The organism is Paenibacillus agri (assembly GCF_013359945.1).
GTDB lineage: Bacteria > Bacillota > Bacilli > Paenibacillales > Paenibacillaceae > Paenibacillus_AQ > Paenibacillus_AQ agri.
Map to the genome: position 1 here is coordinate 37,643 of NZ_JABWCS010000200.1, position 22,345 is coordinate 59,987.

Consider the following 22,345-nt stretch of genomic DNA (forward strand, 5'->3'; position numbering starts at 1 on the left):
TTAGGATAAAACAAAACGATGAGCGTTGCAAGGGCATCTTTATGAATAAAGTGTGGAAATGACAAAAAACCCGCTCGCAACCATTGCGATACGGGTTTCTGAGAGTACTATTAGATGTGTTCGGGCGATTAAGCTGCGGTATGAGACGAGGTTTTGCCAGGTCTGCGGCGCAACATTTCCCACAGGATGAACAGCAGCACGATCAACTGGGGTAGCAGTGTTTCCCACGTCGGGTACAAGCCCAGCCATCCAACTGACGGAAAACCTTCCTGCACATGCGAGGGAATCTTTCCGGCCACCTGAAGAGAATGAATGCTTTCTCCAAGAAAGCGGAACACCAGATAATAAATAAGCACGGTAGCCGTTTTGAAAAAGGCTCCGATGGGAAGTTTTGCACTGAGAGCAATGATGGCATAACCCAGAATGATCAGAATTAGCAGTGCGCTGCCGATCCCGATCAGTAGTGAGGAGGTCTTGATCGCAGGGGCCATCCCTACATAAAAGATCGTTGTCTCTGCACCCTCCCGAAGAATGGCCAGTAACGAGACTAAGAACAGTGACCACAGGTTGCCTTTAGCCAGCGCTCCATCCACCTGTCTGCCTACATAGTTATTCCAGGAGGCCGTGTTTGACTTGCTGTGCAGCCATCGTCCGATGGTCAGCATCATGACTACAGCTGCAAGACCGGTCACGCCCTCGATCATTTCACGTGTGCTCCCGGCTGCCGCTTTAGAAATGGCATAGTAGAGCAGAACCGCCAAGATAGCACTTCCGGCAAGACCGGCCACGGCGCCGGACCAGATCCATTTTTGGGCGCCTTGTTGATTGCCCCGCTTCACATAAGCGAGCAGAGCGGATAGTACGAGAATGGCTTCCAGTCCTTCACGAAGCAGAATCAGAGCCGCATCCCAGGCCGTGTAGTGTGCTTCTCCTGCAAGCGGGGTCAACTCAGCTGTCATCTGGTCCAGCGTGGAGAGTGCCCGTTCCAGCTTTGGCGGATTGGAGAGGAGATATCCCGTTACAGCGGCACTTTCATTTTCGATACTGGCGTAGACCTTAGGAGAAGCAATCTGCACCTGACCTTCGGCCATCGGCCAGACAGTAATGAACTGTTCCATGATCGCTGCGGCCTTGGCACTATCTCCATCGGTAGCTGCGGCCGAGGCCTGCTTGAGATAGGCAATCAGCCCTTCAATGGAAGTATCTTCGCCAGCAGTGTTCGGCGCAGCAACGGCTTTGCCCTGACCGTAATCAGCAAGCAGCTGATACAGCGCCTTGGCTTCGCTGCGGGCTGATTCTTCACGGCGGGGCTCTGCCTGCAGCGCGATCCGCAGCAGGCTCATCTTCGTCTCCAGCATGCCGTAGACGGCAGGATTATCCTTGCGGATGGCGCGCTCCACCGGCTTCCAGCCGCTTGTTAGAGCGCTGTACGCCTTCTCCGCGGCGACCCAGTCGGCGCTCTGCGCCGCATCCCGCGCAGTCTTCGCCGCGGGCAGCAGCTTCTCCGCCGCGCTTCGCCCGGCGGCAGCGGAATCACCGCCGCTATCACCCGCGGCGGTCACATACGCGTCCACGGCTCTGGCGAGCGTGGACAGTGCGCGCTTGGCGGGCTCACCGCCGCCCGCCTTAAGCGTGGACGCCGCTTCCGTCAGCGCGGCGTCTACAGCAGCAGCCGGACCGGCGAGTGCCGGGTCCGGCGTGCCTGCGTTCGCGGTGCGCCACAGCGCCGCGAACGTCTCCACATCGGTGGCAGCGTCGCTCCAGCGGCTCTGCCCGGCTTCGACGAGCGCGCTGCCGACAGGCGGCAGCAGCTCATCGTGCCGGGCGCTGCCTTCCGCCGCGAAGCCTGCTGCTGCCGGGAGGATCAGCAGCATACAGATCAAGACCAGCATGGCGGTTGCCTTAAGCGCCCGCCAGGGATGATGAACAAGAGAGAACATCGGGATAATCCCCTTTCAAGTAAGAAGGCATATGAATAGAAGGCAAGTATAGAGGGCATTTAATATAGGCTCAAATATCGCTGCAAATGCAGTTTACTTATTTTAATGGAACTATCCCTAATGTGCTTGTGTAGTCGGGCTTCGTAGCTTCCGAGTTTTAAGTAATCCCCTTTTTAGTAACTCTCAGGTCAGCCGAGCAGTGTGTCTCCGATAAAGCCGCCTTCGCGGACGCCAGGGAAGCAGGCAAAGACCGCGCTGCCGACATGAACCATATATTCATTCAGGCGGTCATTGCGTGACAGGCGCTGCTGAATCGTCACGAACTGTTTGACGAGATCCCGCTGGAAGCTGATGAATAACAGACCGGCATCAAGCTGGCCGGTCTTGGCATTTAGTCCGCCGGAATAGGAGTAGGAACGGCGCAGCATTTTGACTGTGCCGTCGCCATGAGCCAGGGCGGAATGGGAATCCGCTGGTATCAGCGGTTTGCCGGACGCATCTGCTGCCTTTAGATCAAGCTTGTCGAACTCGTCCCGGGCGCCAATAGGAGCGCCGCTTTGGCGATGCCGCCCGAAGGTCGCCTCCTGGTCGCTCAGGGATGAACGATCCCATACTTCGATGCGGAACCGGACCCGGCGAACCGCCATATAGGTGCCGCCGTTCATCCAGGCAGGCCCGTCGCCGCTACCCTGCCAGACGATCTTGTTCATCTCGGCTTCATCGGTAACATCGGGATTCCCGGTGCCGTCCTTGAAGCCGAGCAGATTGCGCGGTGTTCCATTCTTGGGATCGGCCTCGCCCGTCCGCTGGAACCCTTCCTGGGTCCAGCGCAGCACGGCAGTCCCGCGGGCAATCCGCGCCAGATTGCGGATGGCGTGAAACGCCACCTGCAAGTCATCCGCGCAGGCCTGCACGCAGAGATCCCCGCCGCACCAGGCGGGATCGAGATTGTCGCCGACAAATGGCGGGAGATCGGCGAGCGAGGAAGGCCGTTGCCCGGCCAACCCGAAGCGCTCGTCGAAGAAGGACGGGCCCACGCCAAAGGTGAGTGTGCAGCGGGAAGGGGTTAAACCATCTGCCTCTCCGGTATCGGAAGGTGGCAAATTAGGGCTGTCATTGGTATTGCCGACCAAACGTCCTGTGGTTAGTGCAGCCGCAGCGGTGGTCCATTCCTGTAACAGCTTCTTCACATCGGATAGTTTGGTTGTCGTCAAGTCGAAAGCTGCGAAGTACAGGAAGTTTTGTGCAGGTGTAAGAATGCCAGCCTGGTGGTTGGCATAGAAAGGGATGGAGGAATCAGCCTGCACAGGAGCGACCGGTGCCTTGGCAGCTGTTCCTCCCCTCGAAAGCAGACTCCCCATGGCCCCGCCGCCCAGCAGAAGGCCTAGCCCGGTGGCGCCAGTAAGCCGCAGCATATCGCGGCGGCTTACTTTTGTATCCAGCAGTTTCTGGCTGGGCTCTGAATTTGTTGTTGGAGTAGGTTGCTTATCCTTATCGTGTTTGTTCATGATGATCACACTCCCAGAATAGTCCCCATGTTAGATAGTGGCTCTGCTAGCGCATCGAGGTTCTGGCTTAATTTGCGGACTTCATCTTCCTTCAGTTGTTGATAGGAGACATAGCCGTCACCGGATTTGAACGGTGCCAGCTCTGCTTGCAGCGCTGCAAATCTTTCACCGATCGTTTGCTCAAGCGCGGCATCTTTTTTGGCCAGCTCCGGTTTGAGCAGCTCATATATTTTCTGTGCGCCCTCTACGTTGGCGACAAAATCGTACAAGTCAGTGTGGGAATAGCGTTCTTCCTCACCGGTAACTTTGGAGGAGGAAACTTCATTCAGCAGTTCAACGGCTCCGGTAACGAGCAGATTGGCATCAATCTCTACCGTCTCCACTTTTGCCCGCAGCAGCTGTGCATCCTTGAGTAGTTGGTCTGCGGTCTCCTCGGATCCAGCTGTGGTTTTATCTTCCCAAAGAGCCTTCTCCAGCTTGTGGAAGCCGCGCCATTCCGCAGGATCGACATCATTCTCACGGGCGTCAATATGAGGATCCAAATCACCGAGCGCTTCAGCAATAGGCTCAATCCGCTCATAATACATCCGGGTCGGAGCATACAGCTTTTTGGCCTCTTCAATCTGACCTGCCTTCACGGCGCCCGTGAACTTCTCCGTTTCTTTGACGAACAGATCACATTGCTCGATAACAAACGTGCGGTATTGTTCGATGGCTGATGTAAAGTCTGCAGCCTCAGCCGTTTTAGCGGCATCAGCAGTCGCTGCAGGAGCATTGGTTGCCGTGTTGGTACCCGCTCCATTTGTGGATTGGGCCGTGTTTCCATTGGTATTATTACTTGCGCAGCCGGTGAACAGAATAGAAGCCGCAAGCAGGCTTGCCGGTACAGCATAACTAAATTTCAAATGAGCCACTCCTTTATATATGTGTGTGTGAATGATAATCGTTATCAATAATGCTGGAACAATCATAAGTCTGTGTACTTGGGCTGTCAATATAAAATGTGATATTTCTCATTGTTTAGCATTACAGCCTAAATAAGGCGGACACCAACAGGTGCCCGCCTTTCATTTTGAACAGGGAAATCCCTCCAGTTATCCCTTGATTGCGCCGATTAGTACTCCCTCACACAGAGGAGCGCTCTATCAGTTCATAGTCCAGCTTGCGATGGACGGGCTGGCTTCCGCCATCCCCATGGATCTGCTCATGGATCGTCTGAAAAGCAGCCGCGCCCATCTCGAACAGCTTGTTATCAATTGTGGTCAACCCCAGCAGCTTGCCGATGGGCTGGTTATCAAACCCGATCACGGCGAGATCTTCAGGAATCCGGATGCCCTGTTTTCCGGCTTCAATCATCAGGGCGGCTGCGACATGATCCCCGGCGACGATGATAGCCTCTGGCCGTTCTTCCATCGCGCTCAGACGATGCAGTAACGCTGCACCATGCTCTTCGTTCAGGCAATCAAATATCATCCATTCTTCATGCAGCGGAAGTCCGCTCTCCCGGTGAAAGTCCCGGAACGCAGACTGACGGATGGAGGAGGAGGAGCCATGTTTTCTTCCGTCACAATAGCCAATGGAACGGTAGCCTTTATCGGCCAAGTATTGCAGACCATGGCGGAAGGCGGCGTAATGTTCGATATAGACAGAGGAGAAGCGGCTTTCCCCGCTGTTCTGGCAAGTGACGATAGGTCCATATGCTGTATATTCCTCGATAACCTCAGGCTTCAGGGAGGTGGATACAATAACCACACCATCGATTTCCTTGTTGCGCAGCATTTCCAGCACCTTGAGTTCTTCTTCAGGACGGTAGTTAGTTTGGCACAGGACCAGTCTGTATTGAGCCAGCAATGCTTCCTGGGCTAGTCCCTCCATAATGATGGAGAAATAATAGATACGGATTAGCGGCATGATTACTGCGACTGATTTAGTACGTCCGGTGATCAGATGCACAGCGTTCATATTCCGGCGATAATTTAACTGTTCTATGGTATTCAGGACCGCATTCCGTTTGTCGTCGCTGACATAAGGATGATTGTTAAGCACACGCGAGACGGTGGTTACAGACACTCCGGAAATTCGGGCGATTTCTTTAATATTGGCCATCCGCAAGAAAGCCTCCTGAAGTGGATATTGTAGTGATGCTCTTATTCTACCACATGATTTTTACTCCCCGAAAATAAAAGGCTTGCTCTGGTATCCATTTCATATTTTACACTGAGGATGCAACAGCATTACCGGACTAAATCGGCGTGACCGCAAGGGCGTGACGAACCGGTAAGGTTAATGTTGCTGTTTTTTTGTTTAGCATAAAGCACAACAAAAAACCTTCTCTCACCTGATGGGTGAAAGAAGGCTTAAACGCGTCACATTCGACAGCACGGTAGCTATATTTTCAGCTCCCCAAGCTTAATCAGCTCGACAACCGCTTGCGAACGGCCTTTTACGTTTAATTTTTGCATGACGTTTGAGATGTGATTTCTGACGGTTTTTTCGCTGATAAACAACAGGCCAGCGATGTCGCGCGTAGTTTTATCCTGAACAAGAAGTTCAAAAACTTCGCGCTCGCGATGCGTTAAAAGAAATTTGCTATGATGTTCGTTCCCTTTCAATGGTGTCACCCCTCCTTGCTCGGGTTTGTTTGGTATAACAAGGTAAAGGGATACAGTCAAAACCATACTATGTATGGGAGATGTTAATGGTGACGTACCCGCTCTAAAATAGGCGGTAGCGGATACAGCAAACCATTTGGTACCAAGACATGCACGCATACAAAAACAAACGACGAAATAAAGAGCCGCCAAATCGGAAATGACTTCCGGTTCGAACGGCTCTGAAGATAAGGATTTAATGAAACTTTATAGTCTTGATCCGCGCTTCTTCTTCGTAAGTGAGCGGACTTGGCGATTGTGGATTGTGCATTTGGCGACTCGTTGTAAACTCGATGCTCTGGTAGTCTTCTCCCCCCGAAGGCATCCCCGGTTGCCAAAATTCAAACACCCATTTTTTAAGTTCCTTCAGACCTGTCAGCATATCCATCATCCTCCTTAGGCGATGAGCTCAACGGTACTTTGTATATTATGTTTACGCTTTCATTATAGCATAGAATGATGCAATAAAGTGCGATGTCCACTGGATAGACACAATATTAAATGGAGAAATTATAATTAATATGGGTTTGTGTTCGATGAGAAGAAAAGTGTCTCCTACAAAGAGACACTTTTTGTGTAAGTCAGAATGGATAATCGGATAATATAACATTGTCTATTGAGCCCCTGTATTTTACGGTAAATCCCAATTAGTGGGCATAAGCTTCCGGCTGTCCTGCTGACCGCTTCAGGCGCTCGAGTTATATTTATAATTACAATGACGGGTTGTTCTGGGATCATGCTACTATTTAAGTATATTAACAAAAGGAGGTCTATCATGAAAAAGATTGGAATGCTGACGCCGTCATCGAACACGGCTGTTGAGCCTGTAACCGCAGCTATGGCGGCTTCCTTAAGCGAGGTTTCTGTCCATTTTACCCGTTTTAAGCTCACTAAGATCATAATTGGTGACAACAAGCGTGGGGAATCCGATACAGATACATTGTTGGAGGCTGCATCTTTGCTGATGGATGCTGACGTAGATGTTATTGCTTACAATGCTACTTCCGGGGGATGGCTGGGCGAAGAATCGGATCAGGCATTATGTGACGCGATTACCAGACGGACCGCCAAACCTGCCACAACTTCAATACTAGCCCTGCTTGAAGCTATGCGTCTTTATAAAATCAAAACCTACTGTTTAGTTACACCCTTGGTTGACGAGGTGACGAAGCAAGTGATCGAACAGTATAAAAATCAGGGATTTGAGTGTACAGGTTACCGCAATTTTAACATTAAGCTGAACAAAATGAGCAGCGAGATTACGGATAAACAAATTATAGAGGCGGTAAAAGAGTCGTTCATTCCTGGAACGGATGCGATTATCCTGTCAGGGACAAATATGCGTGCTGCCCACCTGGCAACCCCGCTGGAAGAAGAATATGGGGTTCCTGTGTTCGATACCGCGGCGGTAACTTTATGGAAGACTCTCCGATTAATAGGGGCCAACAATGCAGGAATTTCGGGATGGGGACGAATTTTAGAGTAACACAGGAATAACAAATTTCGGGTCCGAGAAGGGCGCCCCAGAATGGGGTGCGCCCTTCTCGGACCCGTTTTTTAATAACGCATATTTAGATGATGTTGGATAGTTGTTGAATGAATTGAGAATAGGGGGAATCTGATGGAAAGATCATCCGGATCGTCCGGGACGGATAATTCTCGCCTAGGCGGTAGACGGAGAAGGGTACCGTTTCATGCTGCAGCAGAGTGGGCAGCTCTCCGGTTCCATAGAGACTATGGAAAAATTCCATTGTATCGTACAAGAACGAACTGGGACAGATGGTGTACCCCTGTCCGTCGGAAATCATTTTCAGAATGATGCCTGTCTCGTTAATATTGCAAATATCCTTAGGGATATTTCCCATCAGCTTAAGCATGGTTTCATTAATTAAGGACCGCAGCTGTTGATTGGAGAAGAAGAGGTAAAACGTCTTTTCCAGCAGGGTATTCATGCTCTCGGGATTGTGAAGACAGAGCGGTTTTTCGTTTTTGGGGCCAAGGAGCAGCATCTCATCTTGCATAATGGAGATAGATTCGATTCCAGGTAGCTCCTCGAAATAAGGGACGAACCCAAAATCAATATCTCCAAGAAGAATTAATTCGATAATGACTTCGTTGGAGTCCGATAACATATGATACTTCAGGTCCGGATCAAAGCTGCGCAAGTGGTTCATGATAGGCTTGAACATGGTCCATCCCAGCGGGGTAGCAACACCAATCTTAATGTTGCTGCTATTATCGTTGAATGAATCGCTGAAGTCATCTTGCTCCGGATGAAGCAATTTAATCAAATCGATCAAATTGGAATGATCTTGAAGTTTGGACATGGCCTTAATTTGCTGAATGGCTTTGGTGGCGTTATGAATAATTGATGCTCCTTGCTTGGTCAATTTTACCCCGCTCCGAGTACGCTCCAGTAAGACAAACCCTAATTCCTGCTCCAGTTTTTTTATTCTGATCGTTAACGCGGGTTGAGAGATATGAATTACCTTAGAGGCTTTCGATATACTCTTTTCTCGGGCGATTGTAAGCAAAGAATGCAGATCTGTTAAGTCCATAGGTTCACCCTCCCCATAAGTCCATGTCATTAATGTTGATGCGGTTTCCATTAAAATTCAATAGAGAAAGTTTAACGAGATGCTATTATTAATGTTATATATTCTAACATTTTATATAAAAATAATATCACTTTTAATTTTGATATGCTAATAATTCGCGAAATTTTAGTGTTTAGGGTGTTATTTAATTTTTTTATTATTCAGCACTTGATGGATATGCTAATGTTTTGTCAGGAAGTTTAACATTGTTAACGTCATTAAACTTCAAAGCTGACATGAGGTTGTGGGGAGGAGATTTATAGAGATGAAGAGGTTATATGCGTTGACTGGAGCGGAACAAGCGAAATTAATACGTGAACGCGAAGTGTCGCCGGTTGAAATTGTAGAGCAGGTATTTGACAGAATTCATAGATTAAATCCGGTACTGAACGCCTTTTGCCAGTTGGAGGAAGATCGTGCTATGGCGGCTGCGAAACAAGCAGAAGAACAAATTATGAACGGAGAAGAGGTTGGACCGCTTCACGGCGTTCCCTTCCATGCCAAAGACTTGGTGCTGACGAAAGGGATTCGCACTGCTTTTGGTTCGAAAGCCTTTGAGAATTATGTTCCGGATGAAGATGACATTAGCATAGAGCGTCTGAATAAGGCCGGGGGCATTATCATTGGGAAGACGAATGTACCAGAGTTTGGTTATCGGGGCATTAATAAGGTTTTTGGAAATATCCGCAATCCTTGGAATACGGATTTAACCCCGGGTGGTTCCAGCGGTGGTTCTGCTGTTGCAGTCGTGACGGGCATGGGTTCACTCACGGTCGGCAGTGACGGCGGCGGTTCTATCCGTAATCCTGCAAGTTTGACTGGTGTTTATGGATTCAAGCCGTCCTTTGGCCGAGTACCCTTATATCCAGGCTGCCGTGATCCGAAATTCCCGGGAGGAAGCAGTTGGGAAACGCTCGAAGTTATCGGACCCTTAACGCGTACGGTGGAAGATAGCGCACTGATGCTTAGCATCATGAGTGGACCGAGTCACATGGACAGACACAGTCTTCCGGGTAAGCTCGACTTTCTGAAGATCATACAGAATAAAGACATCAAGAACCTTCGAATCGCCTGGAGTGTGGATGCCGGTTATGCGACCGTTGATCCGGAGGTGCGGCGAATTACCTTAGAGGCGGTGAAAGTATTTGAAGATCTGGGCTGTCATGTTGAAGAGGTACATCCCGGCATTTCTAATCCATCTCAAATCTTCGCCGGATTGATCGCCAGAGATACTGACTTCGCCGGGCTGCGAAAAATGGCGAAAGAGTATGGGGAGTACATGGACCCTAATTTCGTGAACACCATCAACCGGGTGTGGACTGATGAGCAGTTGACCTCAGCGGCGATGGATAGACAAGCCATTAACATTACAATGAGAAGATTTATGGAAAATTATGATTTGTTTATTGTTCCCGCGCTGTTTGCCCCTGCATTCAAGGTCGGCACTTACGGCCCGACAGAAATCGACGGTAAAAGTGTACCGGACAATCACTGGTCTTCCTTTAATTGTCTGGCTAATATTACCGGCTTCCCGGCAGCTTCACTTCCTGCCGGCTGGACGGATACCGGACTTCCGGTCGGCTTGCAATTGATCGGCGGGCATCTGGCAGATGATATCGTCCTCCGCGCTTCCAGCGCATTTGAAGAGGCTCGTCCATGGTTGCCTCAACTGAATGCACTGATTGAACGTTACGACAGATAAACAAGATATCGTTAGAAATAAAATGTCTGAATATGCAAAAGGAGGGTGCGTAGATGGCTCTCTATATCCTGCGCAGATTGTTTTATATGATTCCTGTTCTTATCGGGATAGTTTTCATCACGTTTTTTCTCACCAGAATACTGCCGGGGGACCCTGCTTTGATGATTGCGGGTACAGAAGCTCCCGAAGAGGTTTTGAAGAAGCTCCGCGGCGATATGGGTTTGAATGAGCCCTTGTATCAACAATTTTTTCATTATGTTATTCGACTGTTTCACGGGGACTTCGGTTTTGCCTGGCATACGGGCCACAGCGTCTTTTCCGACTTTTATACGCGCCTGCCGGCTACCATTGAACTGACGCTGGCCAGCTTCATCATTGCGCTGGCTGTTGCACTCCCGGTCGGAATTATTGCCGCAACTAAGAAAGAATCAATCGTCGATCATATCTCCCGGGTGTTCTCTCTTATCGGTTCTTGTGTTCCGTCCTTTTGGCTGGCTCTGATTCTGATTTATGTGTTTTACTCCAAGTTAAACTGGTCCCCTGCACCCCTGGGGAGATTAGGAGACAGTGTCAGTCCACCGACTCATTTGACCGGTTTGTATGTTATCGACAGTCTGTTGACATGGAACATACCGGTATTGGAGCAAGCATTGGCTCATCTGCTGTTGCCTGCAATTGTGCTAAGTACCGGAATGATGGCCATTATCTCACGTATGGTCCGGTCGAGCATGCTGGAGGTGATCAGCCAAGATTTCATCCGCACAGCCAGAGCAAAAGGGATTTATGAACGCAGTGTTGTGATGAAGCATGCGCTTGTTAATGCGTTGCTTCCAACGCTGACCGTTATCGGAGTGCAGTTTGGTCTATTACTTGGCGGTGCTGTGGTGACAGAGACGATTTTCTCCTGGCCGGGCGTGGGCAGTTATATTACCGAATCCATACTTGCGACGGACTATGCACCGATACAGGCATTCACCTTAATGAGTGCCTTGATAATCAGCTTTACCAATTTGGCGGTAGACGTGATTTACGGATTGATTGATCCGCGTGTCCGCTATGATTGACGATCTTCGGGACAAGGAGATGAACTTATGGAGAAGATAGCAGCAACTGCCCTGGTTTCCCAGTCATCCAGTGAACAGGAACGCAAGTCGGTGGGCATCATCCGGTTGCTTACAAGCAATCGCCTGTCAATGATCGGACTGTTGCTCATTATCGTTTGGATTGCCCTGGCTCTGCTGGCGCCGCTACTATCCCCCTATTCTCCTATCGAACCGGATGTGGCCAATAAACTTACGCCTCCGAGTGTATCCCACTGGTTCGGGACGGACAATTTCGGACGGGATATATTTACTCGTATTGCATACGGGGCCAAGTATACCATCTGGTCCGGGGTGGCAGCTGTAGCGATCTCCTTCTGCGTGGGCACCATTCTCGGTGCTATTGCAGGCTACTACGGCGGTGTTCTCGGCAGCATCATCATGCGTGTGATGGATATGTTCTTGGCGTTCCCCGCATTGGTGCTTGCTATGGCGATTGCTGCCTCGATTGGTCCGGGCTTAACCAGCGCAATGATCGCGGTAAGCGTCGTTGGTATTCCTGAATATGTCCGTCTGATGTACGGGCAAACCATGCTTCTGCGGGAAAAGGAGTTCGTTGAAGCGGGGCGGGCCATCGGTTTGAAAAATTCGGTTATTTTGTTTCGCCATATTCTTCCCAATGCGCTCGCTCCGCTAATCGTAAGAGCCACGCTGGGCATTGGTTTTGCAATTCTTATCTCTTCCAGCTTGAACTTCCTCGGACTAGGCGTGAAACCGCCTATTGCGGAGTGGGGGGCCATGATAGCTGAAGGCCGTCAGTACATTGTCTCAGGGGAATGGTGGATTGTTTCATTCCCGGGACTGGCCATTGCAACCTCCATTTTGGGATTCAATTTAATTGGAGACGGCTTGCGGGATGTGCTTGATCCCCGGCTTAGATCCAGTAGCGGCAACAAGAAGAACGATTAGAAATCTGACAATGGATAAGGAGAGAAGACCATGAAGAAGTGTTGGGTAGGATTTATGGCTCTTATATTGGTTTTGGCGCTAGCTGGTTGTGCCTCAAGTCCAAGCGGTGATGCCGCCGCTTCATCAGAGCCAGCCAGCGGAGGCAATAACGGCACAGCACCCACAGCGCTTACTGTTGCATGGCAGGCAGTGGCGAGTACACTTGACCCTGTTAACGCTACGTCGGACGTTCTGGCCGTCAACGCTTACGACCGGCTGGTAGGCTATGAAGTTAATCCTGGCGATGGCGATTCCGCCAAGGCATTCAAACTGAAGCCGATGCTAGCGAAGGAATGGACGATCTCCGAAGACGGCTTAACCTATACTTTTAAATTGCAGGATAATGCCAACTTCCAAAGTGGAAATCCCGTTACGGCTAATTCGGTTAAATTTTCACTGGAACGAATGAGAGATTCTGCAACGGGGAGTTTCACTTACAGCTTGACACAAATTGCTAGTATTACAGCCCAAGATGAGAAAACGGTTGTCCTCAAGCTGACCAAGGCGAACCCGAATCTGCTGAAAATGCTTGCGATGTACTGGTTCTCCATCCTTGACGATAAGCTTGTTAAAGAAAAAGGCGACGCCTATGTCAATGATCATGCGGTCGGCTCCGGTGCCTATAGCATTGAGAAATGGGATCCGTCGAGCGAAGTCATTTTCAAAGCTAACAAGAACTATTGGGCAGGAGCTCCTAAGATTGAACAAGTTACGATGAAGTACATCAAAGAAGCCTCCAATCGTCTCATGCTGCTGAAGAACGGTGACATCGACGTCTCGGTTGAACTGCCTCCAAAGGACTTGGCAGACCTTAAGTCTGCTACGAACCTGACGGTTCATTCCAACAGCAGCAATCGGATCTTGTTCTTGGCAATGAACATGAACAAAGAGCCTTTCAACAATCCGAAGGTACGTCAAGCGCTCGCTTATGCCACACCCTATGATCAGTTAATTAAGGACGTCATGTTTAATGAAGCGCGTTCGATGAGAAGCTCCGTTCCAAGCAACACCCCCGGCTACACAGACGACGGGTATGCGTATACTTACGATCTGGACAAGGCGAAGCAACTCTTGACCGAAGCGGGGTATCCGAACGGATTCAGCTTCGATCTGACAATTGGTTCAGGATATCCGGACTGGGACGACGATGCTGTTCTGCTGCAAGCTTCTCTAGCAAAAATAGGCGTTACTGTGAATATTAAAAATGTAGCCCGTCCGCAATTTCTGGAAATGCAAAAACAAAAGTCTATGGATGCTTACATCACCAAATGGACTTCGATGGTATACGACCCGAGCTGGCATTTAGGATTGCTGCTGGACAGCAAGGGAACAGGCAACTTCAATAACTACAGCAATCCTACTGTTGACGGGCTGTTGAAGCAAGCGAGCGATGAACGAGACAATGATAAACGCATGGAACTGTATCACCAGGCTCAGAAGATTATTACGGCCGATACCCCTTGGCTGTATCTGTATCAATACAACCGCATTGTTGGCGTCAGTAACAAGGTGGAAGGATACAAATTCTATCCGGACGAATTTATCCGTTTTGCCGACCTGAGCATGAAGTAACAGCAACTCTTAAATCTTCGAGAATTCCACAGGGAGGTTAGCCGATGAGGCCCTTACTTGAAGTAAAGGATTTAAAGACAGAATTTCTTACCGGTAAAGGACCTGTACGTGTCGTTGATGGAGTTGATCTGGTGTTGAATAAGGGAGAAACATTGGGGGTGGTCGGTGAATCCGGGTGCGGAAAGAGCGTGACCTCCATGTCAATTATGGGACTGCTTCCCAAAGGACAAAGTCGTATTGCAGGCGGAGATATTCGCTTTCACGACCAAAGCCTGCTCTCGCTGTCCGTGAAGGAGATGCGGCAAGTAAGAGGCAACCGAATCGCAATGATATTCCAGGAACCGATGACCTCATTGAATCCAGTATTTAAAATCGGCAACCAAATCAGCGAAGCCCTTCGCTTTCATAAAAATCTCAGCAAAAAAGAAGCGTGGAGCGAAGCGGTCGGGATGCTGAAGAAAGTCGGCATCCCCCGTCCAGAACAAATTGCCCGGGAGTATCCCCACCAGTTGTCAGGTGGGATGCGCCAGCGGGTGATGATCTCTATTGCAATGGCCTGTAATCCCGAAGTGCTAATTGCTGATGAACCAACGACAGCACTGGATGTGACGATTCAAGCGCAAATTCTGGAGTTAATGAGGGGGCTGCAGCATGAGCAAGGAACGGCGATTATGCTTATTACCCACGATCTAGGTGTTGTGGCGGAAACCTGTCAACGGGTTGTGGTTATGTATGCCGGACAAGTAGTGGAGGAAGCGGAGGTGGGGATGCTGTTTAAGCAGCCTCTCCATCCGTATACCCAAGGACTTCTTGGTTCTCTCCCGCAATTGGCGGGGCAGAAAAAGCGGCTTGAGCCTATCGTCGGCAGTGTGCCGAGTCCATTGAATATGCCTTCTGGCTGCCGCTTTGCCCCGCGATGCAAATTTCGTACAGATGCATGCCTTGAATATCAACCCCCTCTTCTTGAGGTCGAACAAGGACATAAATGCCGCTGTATCCTATACGGGGAGGGAGAGCAATGAGCGTCTTGCTTGAAGTAAACAATTTAAAGAAGCATTATCCCGTTCGCAAAGGATTCTTCGGCAAGACGGGTGCGGTTGTCAAAGCGGTTGATGGCGTTTCACTGAGTATTAAGCGAGGAGAGACGCTAGCCATTGTAGGTGAATCCGGCTGCGGCAAGTCAACGATGGGCCGCTCGATTCTGCGGTTAATTGAACCGACCGATGGCGAGATCCTGTTCGAGCAGGACGATATCCGAAAACTGAATCCGGATCAAATGCGCCGGTTCCGGACGAAAATGCAGATTGTATTTCAAGATCCGTATGCATCCCTTAATCCGCGGTGGACGATAAGGGAAATATTGTCCGAACCTTTTCGCCTGTATGAGAAGCTTTCGGCTTCTGAGCTAAAGGACCGGGTGTCAGAGCTCATGCAGGTGGTCGGCCTCTCTCCCTATCAGGCGGACCGTTTTCCCCATGAATTCTCTGGTGGACAACGGCAGCGGGTCGGCATTGCCCGGGCGCTGGCGCTCAAGCCTCAATTCGTCGTATGCGACGAACCGGTATCTGCGCTGGATGTGTCCATACGTGCCCAGGTTTTGAACCTGATGGAGGATTTACAGGAGCAATATTCGCTAACTTATATGTTTATCTCGCATGATCTATCTGTCGTGAAATTCATCAGTGACCGCGTCGGCGTGATGTATTTGGGCCGGCTGGTTGAGATGGCGCCTACGGACGACTTATTTCAAAATCCGCTTCATCCGTATACGAAGGCGTTGATCTCAGCCCTTCCGCTTCCGGATACAGAAGTCAAAAGAGAGCGGATTATTCTGAGCGGGGATGTACCCAATCCACAGCATCCCCCTGCTGGATGTGCTTTCCATACACGCTGTCCATCGGCCAGACCGGAATGTAAATCGGTGACGCCGGAGTGGAAAGAAGTGTCTCCAGGCCGGAGTGTAGCTTGTCTACTATATTGAATTTATCCCGAAGGAGAAATGAAAATGAGCACTTATCAACTTGTCGTAAGAGGATGCCTGGTGCTTGAAGACGGTGTGGTAGCGGGCGAGCTCGGCATTAATAACGGCGTCATTGAGACGTTCTCGCCAGAACAGGCAGCTCTGAACGGAGAACGGACACTCGACTTTGAAGATTGCTATATCTTCCCGGGATTAATTGATGCCCATGTACATTGTTATACGAATCCTGAAGAAGGCTTCATTAACAATACAGCCTCGGCAGCCGTAGGCGGATTCACTACTATTCTTGACATGCCTTATGATTCACCTGATCCCATTACTAGCGTAGAACGCTTCAAGGACAAAGTGGCGCTGCTGGAGCAAGAAGCTATTGTGGATGTAGGATTGTGGGCTACCGTAGCGAAAGGAGGCACCTGGCAGATTGGCCCGTTGGCTGAAGCCGGTGCTATCGCGTTCAAGCTGTCCACTTTTGAAGCGGACCCTTACCGCTTTCCGCGCATTCCGGATCATGAAGTGCTTCAGTCGCTGCAGCTTGCGGGGAAGATAGGACTTCCGGTGGCATTCCATGCGGAGAACGGTGAGATCATCGGGCATTTGATCGAGGAATACTCGGAAAAAGGCAACGTGGCACCCCGGGCGCATATGGAGACCCGGCCTCCAGTCAGTGAATCGGTTGAGGTGCTCAAGTTGCTGGAAATGGCCTATTGGACACAGGCGAAACTTCACATCGTCCATGTTAGCCATCCTCGTACCATAGAGCTTATCCAAGCATTTCAGCGGCAGGGCGTGCGGGTGACAGCTGAAACGTGCTACCCGTATTTTTTGAAGGACGTCGGCGATCTTGAACGTCTTGGCACGAAGGCGAAGATGAACCCTCCGCTGCGTCAACCGGAAGATGCAATGAAGATGTGGGAGTATGTCAAGGCAGGCGCGTTTAACATGATTACGTCGGATCACGTCCCATGGGATAAGAGTAAGAAGGATGCGGGTAAGGAGAACATTTTCAAAGCGGCGCCGGGACTTCCCGGTCTGGAAATTATGGCTTCGCTGATTTTTGATCGTGGTGTAGCTAAAGGACAGATGACGCCGGTGCAATATGCACAGCTGCTGTCGCAGCATCCCGCCGAAGTCTTCCAGATCGAAGGCAAAGGTCGGATCGCTCCGGGTTATGATGCCGACTTTACAGTCATTGATCCCCACGCACATTGGGTGATTGACGAGCAGAAGTTTCGGACAAATGCCAAAATCACACCTTTTCACGGCCAAAAGGTACAGGGGAAGATCATTCATACGATAGTCCGAGGGTGTACCGTTTATGACGGAGATGAAGTGGTTCAAAAGCCAGGCTTCGGGAAATTCGTAGCTAATAAAGTGGGGGGTTCCAAATGAGCGATTTGCAAGGTCTTTGTGTCATTACGCTGACTCCTTTCCACGACGATGGCAGTCTGGATGAAGAGAGTCTGCGAAAACTGACAGAGTTCTATATTCATTCCGGTGTTCACGGAATGACAATACTAGGCATTATGGGAGAGGCTCACAAGCTGTCCGAGTCCGAGCGTTACCGGGTTATGGACATCGTCTTGCACCAGACGAACGGGCGTGTGCCAGTGATCGTCGGCTGCTCGGCGCCAGGCAGCGAGTTGGCCGGTGAGTTGGCCAAGAGAGCGGAGGAAGCCGGAGCAGCGGCCGTCATGGTTGCACCTCCTGCCAATTTGAACAATGAAGATATGCTGCTTCGTTATTTTGCAAATGTGGCTGAGAAAATCTCGATTCCGATCGTACTGCAGGACGAACCGGTAACGACAGGCGTTCGTCTGAGCGCGCCATTTATCGCGAAGCTGGCGGAGTGCGTGCCTCAGATCAAGTACGTCAAGCTGGAAGAAGCGCCGACCACAATCAAGATCACTAGCATTCTAAAACAGGCCAATCTTCGTATTTTCGGTGGTCTCGGGGGAATGTATTTCTACGAAGAACTTGAACGAGGTGCGGTGGGTATCATGACGGGCTTCGCTTACCCGGAAATCCTTGTGGAGACCTATAATCTGTTCATAGCGGGTAAGAAGCAGGAGGCGAGAGCGTACTTCTACCGTTATTTGCCGTTAATTCGCTTCGAAGCGCAGCTTGGAATCGGCGGCGTAACTATCCGTAAAGAGACCTTCAAGCTGCGTCAGGCGATTGCAAGCTCACATGTGCGTTTCCCGGGAGCTGCCATTGATCCGCAAACCATGCAGGAGCTTCAGGAGATAATCGCTTTTCTTGGATTGGAACTAGAGTAGAAGCACCAACTGATGGTGATGCTATAAGATACGATTTTCGGCAGGGGGATGAGCATGGACTTGAATTTAACAAGCAAAACGGTATTTATAGCGGCCTCAAGCAGGGGACTCGGCAAAGCCAGTGCGCTGGAGTTAGCAAAGGAAGGCGCCAACGTGATGCTTTCCGGGCGGAACGAGGAAGAGCTGAAGCTTGCCAAGGAAGAACTGCAGCAGGTGGCAGCGGGTCAGGTCGAATATGTGGTATGTGATATTACTAAACCGGAGCAGTTGAAGGCAGCGGTTCTTAGAACGGTTGACCTGTTCGGGACGATAGACATTTTGATTAATAATGCCGGTGGTCCGCCGGCGGGGACGTTCGAAAAATTCACGGATGAAGACTGGACCCGAGCGTTCGAATTAACGCTGCTGAGCTATGTCCGTCTTATTCGCGAGGTACTACCTTATATGAAAAATAGTCGTGCAGGCCGGATTATCAACCTGACGTCCTCTTCGGTGAAACAGCCAATCCCAGGTCTCTTAATCTCCAATACATTTCGGTTAGGCGTTATGGGAATGGCGAAGACGCTATCCATAGAACTAGCTCCCTATAATATTCTGGTCCACACAGTAGCACCAGGACGAATTGCTACGGATCGTGTAAGAACGCTGGATGAAATCAAGGCTAATCAAACGGGTGTTCCGATTGAACAAGTGGAGGCCGACTCCCGCAAGACCATTCCGCTTGGACGTTATGGCAAACCGGAAGAGTTCGGCAAAGTGGTCGCTTTTCTGGCTTCGGAAGCCTCATCCTATATGACTGGCAGCACGGTGCTGGTGGATGGCGGTATGATCAAAAGCATGTAAAAAAAGAAGTTTACGGAAAGTAGGGAGAATATTTGCAACTTAGCCCTCATGAGAGAGACAAGCTGTTGATTACTGTAGCCGCCGATTTGGCACGGAGAAGGCTTGCGCGCGGGTTGAAATTAAATTATCCAGAAAGCATTGCGCTCCTCACATCGGAGATTATGGAGGGAGCTCGTGATGGGAAAACGGTATCCCAGCTCATGGAGCTCGGAACACAAATTCTGAAGCGAGAACAGGTTATGGAGGGTGTACCTGAGATGATTCAAGAGGTACAGGTCGAAGCGACGTTCCCTGATGGCACAAAACTTGTAACCGTACACCAGCCTATTAACGGAACCTAGCATGGATCAGTATAATCACGTCCTTTTATCAAGTACGAATAGAAGGAGGAATAAGATGATTCCGGGTGAATATCGGACACAAGCAGGATGGATTGAACTTAATGCAGGCAGAGCCACTGAGAAACTGATTGTCGTAAATTTAGGTGATCGTCCAATTCAGATTGGATCACATTTTCATTTTTTCGAAGTCAACCGGGCTTTATTATTTGATAGGGAACTTGCATTTGGAATGAGACTGAATATCCCTGCCGGAACGGCTGTGCGCTTTGAACCCGGAGAGGAGAAGCCGGTAGAGCTTGTGACTCTGGGAGGCAATAAGTGCTCTTACGGTCTGAGTGCCATCACTAATGGTCCTGCTGAAAAAGGAGATTTAGGCATTGAAGTTAAGGCCCGTCTTCAGGCATGGAAAGGAGACTGTCATGCACAAGATAGACCGTAAAAGTTATGCAGGTATGTTTGGTCCGACAACCGGGGACGCCATACGCCTTGCAGATACAGAGCTTTGGGCGGAGATTGAACATGATTATACGGTATACGGTGATGAGTGCAAATTTGGCGGTGGTAAAGTCATTCGTGACGGGATGGGCCAGTCCAGCAGCGCCATACGCAGTGAGGGTGTGCTCGATACGCTTATAACAAATGCGGTGATCATCGACCATTGGGGGATTGTGAAGGGAGATATCGGAATCCGGGATGGGGTAATCACAGCTATTGGAAAAGCAGGCAACCCTGACATCATGGATGGCGTGACGCCAGGTATGGTTGTTGGTGCAAGCACGGAAATTATTGCAGGAGAAGGTAAGATTGTTACAGCCGGGGGCATTGATGCACATGTGCATTTTATTTGTCCCCAGCAGATTGAAGTTGCATTATCCTCTGGAGTTACAACTATGATTGGGGGAGGGACAGGGCCTGCAACAGGGACAAAGGCAACAACCTGTACGCCGGGTGCCTGGCATATGATGCGCATGCTGGAGGCGGTAGAGGCATTTCCAATGAACATCGGGCTTACCGGAAAAGGAAATTCCTCATTCGTAGAACCTCTCATTGAGCAGATTGAGGCGGGTGCAATTGGTCTCAAGCTGCATGAGGATTGGGGCAGCACTCCGGCAGCCATTGATGCATGTCTGAAAGCCGCAGATCAATACGATGTTCAGGTTGCCATCCATACGGATACACTCAATGAATCCGGTTTTCTGGAGGATACACTGGAGGCTATAGGCGGCAGAACGATCCATACCTATCATACGGAAGGAGCCGGTGGCGGTCATGCTCCCGATATCATCCGGGCTGCGGCTGAGCAGAATGTTCTGCCTTCATCGACCAATCCCACCCGGCCCTTCACCGTTAATACCATCGAGGAGCATCTGGATATGCTGATGGTATGTCACCACCTGGACAGCCGTATTCCAGAAGATGTAGCGTTCGCTGATTCACGCATTCGTCCTGAAACTATAGCCGCAGAGGATATTTTACACGATATGGGTGTCTTCAGCATGATCAGTTCGGATTCCCAAGCGATGGGGCGTGTCGGTGAGGTGATCATCCGTACATGGCAAACAGCGGATAAAATGAAACGCCAGCGCGGACCGCTTGAGTCGGATACAGAAGAACGGGACAACGTGCGCATCAAGCGTTATATCGCCAAGTATACGATTAATCCGGCGATCACACACGGCGTCTCGCATCTTGTCGGTTCAGTTGAAATCGGAAAGTTCGCGGATCTGGTGCTGTGGAGCCCCATGTTCTTTGGAGTCAGGCCGGATCTGGTGCTCAAAGGCGGCAGTATTGCTTATGCACAAATGGGTGATCCGAACGCCTCGATTCCGACACCGCAGCCTGTATTCGGACGCCCGATGTTCGCCGCATACGGCAAATCGTTGACTGAAAGCTCAATTACGTTCGTATCGCAGGCCGCTTATGACAGTGGAATAAAGGAACGGCTGGGACTTATGAAGCGGGTGGAGCCGATTAGGAACTGCCGCAATGTATCCAAGAAGGATATGATTCATAACGGTTTTACGCCAAAAATTGAAGTTAATCCGGAAACGTACAAAGTGACGGTCGATGGTATACACATTACTTGCGAGCCTTCTGAAGTGGTTCCGATGGCTCAGCGATACTTTTTGTTTTGAACATGGAGAACGATAAGAGCATTTACACAACGGGCGTAGATTCACCGGCCTCTTGGTTGGCTTACCAACAGCTTCTTGACTCGGCTCTGCCAATCGGCGGATTTTCCCATTCTTTCGGTCTGGAAACGATGGTTCAGGAGATGCGAATTAACAATACGATACAGCTTCGTTCTTATGTGGAGAACATGGTCATCCACAATTGGGCATGTGGAGATGCTCTTGTGATCAAAGCGGTATACCGTGACGTTCCTGCTCAAGGCTGGGAGCGGCTATGGGCAGTGGAGCGTCAAATTCATATGCAGCGCCTGGCTATGGAGAGCCGAAAGGCAGCCGAAAAAATGGGGCGCCGTCTGTTGGCGTTGGCAATAGAAATCTTCCCTTCAATAGAGTGGCAGCCTCTTTCAGGCGCTTGCAAACAGGGTGATGCCTTGGGTACACATGCACTTGTTCACGGATTTGCTAGTTATCAATTGGGAATTCCAATGAGAAAAGCAGTAGAAGGTTATTTATATACTTGTATCGTGAACAGCATGAATAGTGCGCTGCGTCTGATGTCCATGGGACAGACTGAGGCTCAGAAGCTTATAGCGGCGATCATGCCTATAACTGAAAAAGCAGTATGGATCGTGGAGCAAACAGAGCCTGAAGAAGCATGGAACAGCATGCCTATGGCTGAACTGGCAATGGTTCGTCACGAGACTTTATATTCACGACTGTTTATGTCTTAGTGCGAAATATTACGATAACGAAA

The 22,345-nt window shown here is 50.0% G+C and carries 21 protein-coding genes; 14 read left to right on the forward strand and 7 right to left on the reverse strand.

Going from position 1 to position 22,345, the window contains the following annotated elements; translation table 11 throughout:
* Nucleotides 1-128: 128 nt before the first annotated feature.
* The 6 genes from HPT30_RS08270 to HPT30_RS08295 form a co-directional block, all read right to left on the reverse strand.
* On the reverse strand, nucleotides 129-1,940 hold the full coding sequence (locus HPT30_RS08270; RefSeq protein ID WP_175370931.1) for an FTR1 family iron permease: 1,812 nt from the start codon (nucleotides 1,938-1,940) through the stop codon (nucleotides 129-131).
* 188 nt (nucleotides 1,941-2,128) lie between these two features.
* Complete coding sequence (efeB, locus tag HPT30_RS08275) at nucleotides 2,129-3,448, reverse strand: iron uptake transporter deferrochelatase/peroxidase subunit (protein ID WP_175370932.1); 1,320 nt, start codon at nucleotides 3,446-3,448, stop codon at nucleotides 2,129-2,131.
* 5 nt (nucleotides 3,449-3,453) lie between these two features.
* Nucleotides 3,454-4,353, reverse strand: coding sequence for an iron uptake system protein EfeO (gene efeO / locus HPT30_RS08280; protein WP_175370933.1), 900 nt, complete (start codon nucleotides 4,351-4,353; stop codon nucleotides 3,454-3,456).
* 220 nt (nucleotides 4,354-4,573) lie between these two features.
* On the reverse strand, nucleotides 4,574-5,554 hold the full coding sequence (locus HPT30_RS08285) for a LacI family DNA-binding transcriptional regulator (RefSeq protein WP_175370934.1): 981 nt from the start codon (nucleotides 5,552-5,554) through the stop codon (nucleotides 4,574-4,576).
* 281 nt (nucleotides 5,555-5,835) lie between these two features.
* Nucleotides 5,836-6,060, reverse strand: a complete 225-nt coding sequence (locus HPT30_RS08290) for a helix-turn-helix domain-containing protein (protein WP_019908812.1) — start codon at nucleotides 6,058-6,060, stop codon at nucleotides 5,836-5,838.
* A 235-nt stretch (nucleotides 6,061-6,295) separates the two neighbouring features.
* Nucleotides 6,296-6,481 (reverse strand): hypothetical protein, encoded by a 186-nt coding sequence (locus tag HPT30_RS08295; RefSeq protein WP_175370935.1) that lies wholly within the window; start codon nucleotides 6,479-6,481, stop codon nucleotides 6,296-6,298.
* Nucleotides 6,482-6,874: 393 nt separating this feature from the next.
* On the opposite strand from HPT30_RS08295, the gene HPT30_RS08300 reads away from it, so the two are divergent.
* Complete coding sequence (locus HPT30_RS08300) at nucleotides 6,875-7,585, forward strand: maleate cis-trans isomerase family protein (protein WP_175370936.1); 711 nt, start codon at nucleotides 6,875-6,877, stop codon at nucleotides 7,583-7,585.
* A gap of 85 nt (nucleotides 7,586-7,670) precedes the next feature.
* Here the strand turns inward: HPT30_RS08300 and HPT30_RS08305 are convergent, their stop codons facing one another.
* Nucleotides 7,671-8,657 (reverse strand): LysR family transcriptional regulator, encoded by a 987-nt coding sequence (locus HPT30_RS08305; protein WP_175370937.1) that lies wholly within the window; start codon nucleotides 8,655-8,657, stop codon nucleotides 7,671-7,673.
* A 304-nt stretch (nucleotides 8,658-8,961) separates the two neighbouring features.
* Here HPT30_RS08305 and HPT30_RS08310 point away from each other — a divergent pair, with 304 nt between their 5' ends.
* Genes HPT30_RS08310 through HPT30_RS08370 form a run of 13 tightly spaced genes read left to right on the forward strand, consistent with a single transcriptional unit; the run spans nucleotide 8,962 to nucleotide 22,322 of the window.
* Complete coding sequence (locus tag HPT30_RS08310) at nucleotides 8,962-10,398, forward strand: amidase (RefSeq protein ID WP_175370938.1); 1,437 nt, start codon at nucleotides 8,962-8,964, stop codon at nucleotides 10,396-10,398.
* 53 nt (nucleotides 10,399-10,451) lie between these two features.
* Nucleotides 10,452-11,462, forward strand: coding sequence for an ABC transporter permease (locus HPT30_RS08315; RefSeq protein ID WP_175370939.1), 1,011 nt, complete (start codon nucleotides 10,452-10,454; stop codon nucleotides 11,460-11,462).
* Between the two features lie 27 nt (nucleotides 11,463-11,489).
* Entirely contained in the window at nucleotides 11,490-12,407 is a 918-nt protein-coding gene (locus HPT30_RS08320) for an ABC transporter permease (RefSeq protein ID WP_175370940.1), read from the forward strand.
* A 30-nt stretch (nucleotides 12,408-12,437) separates the two neighbouring features.
* Nucleotides 12,438-14,018, forward strand: a complete 1,581-nt coding sequence (locus HPT30_RS08325) for an ABC transporter substrate-binding protein (RefSeq protein WP_175370941.1) — start codon at nucleotides 12,438-12,440, stop codon at nucleotides 14,016-14,018.
* A 44-nt stretch (nucleotides 14,019-14,062) separates the two neighbouring features.
* Nucleotides 14,063-15,040: an ABC transporter ATP-binding protein gene (locus HPT30_RS08330; RefSeq protein WP_175370942.1), complete on the forward strand. Its 978-nt coding sequence runs from the start codon at nucleotides 14,063-14,065 to the stop codon at nucleotides 15,038-15,040.
* Entirely contained in the window at nucleotides 15,037-15,999 is a 963-nt protein-coding gene (locus HPT30_RS08335; protein WP_066376695.1) for an ABC transporter ATP-binding protein, read from the forward strand. Before HPT30_RS08330 ends, HPT30_RS08335 begins: the two co-directional genes overlap by 4 nt.
* 24 nt (nucleotides 16,000-16,023) lie before the next feature.
* A complete protein-coding gene (locus HPT30_RS08340; RefSeq protein WP_175370943.1) occupies nucleotides 16,024-17,388 on the forward strand; it encodes a hydantoin-5-propionate amidohydrolase in 1,365 nt (454 codons plus the stop codon).
* Nucleotides 17,385-18,275 (forward strand): dihydrodipicolinate synthase family protein, encoded by an 891-nt coding sequence (locus HPT30_RS08345; protein WP_175370944.1) that lies wholly within the window; start codon nucleotides 17,385-17,387, stop codon nucleotides 18,273-18,275. The genes HPT30_RS08340 and HPT30_RS08345 overlap by 4 nt, the downstream gene beginning before the upstream one ends.
* Before the next feature lie 54 nt (nucleotides 18,276-18,329).
* Nucleotides 18,330-19,118, forward strand: a complete 789-nt coding sequence (locus HPT30_RS08350; RefSeq protein ID WP_175370945.1) for an SDR family oxidoreductase — start codon at nucleotides 18,330-18,332, stop codon at nucleotides 19,116-19,118.
* 32 nt (nucleotides 19,119-19,150) lie between these two features.
* Complete coding sequence (locus tag HPT30_RS08355; protein ID WP_175370946.1) at nucleotides 19,151-19,459, forward strand: urease subunit gamma; 309 nt, start codon at nucleotides 19,151-19,153, stop codon at nucleotides 19,457-19,459.
* Nucleotides 19,460-19,514: 55 nt separating this feature from the next.
* Nucleotides 19,515-19,898 (forward strand): urease subunit beta, encoded by a 384-nt coding sequence (ureB, locus tag HPT30_RS08360; RefSeq protein WP_066376705.1) that lies wholly within the window; start codon nucleotides 19,515-19,517, stop codon nucleotides 19,896-19,898.
* Nucleotides 19,879-21,594 carry an urease subunit alpha gene (ureC, locus tag HPT30_RS08365; protein WP_175370947.1) on the forward strand — a complete coding sequence of 572 codons (1,716 nt, stop codon included), beginning with the start codon at nucleotides 19,879-19,881 and terminating at the stop codon, nucleotides 21,592-21,594. The genes ureB and ureC overlap by 20 nt, the downstream gene beginning before the upstream one ends.
* 2 nt (nucleotides 21,595-21,596) lie before the next feature.
* On the forward strand, nucleotides 21,597-22,322 hold the full coding sequence (locus HPT30_RS08370; protein WP_175370993.1) for an urease accessory protein UreF: 726 nt from the start codon (nucleotides 21,597-21,599) through the stop codon (nucleotides 22,320-22,322).
* Nucleotides 22,323-22,345 lie beyond the last annotated feature (23 nt).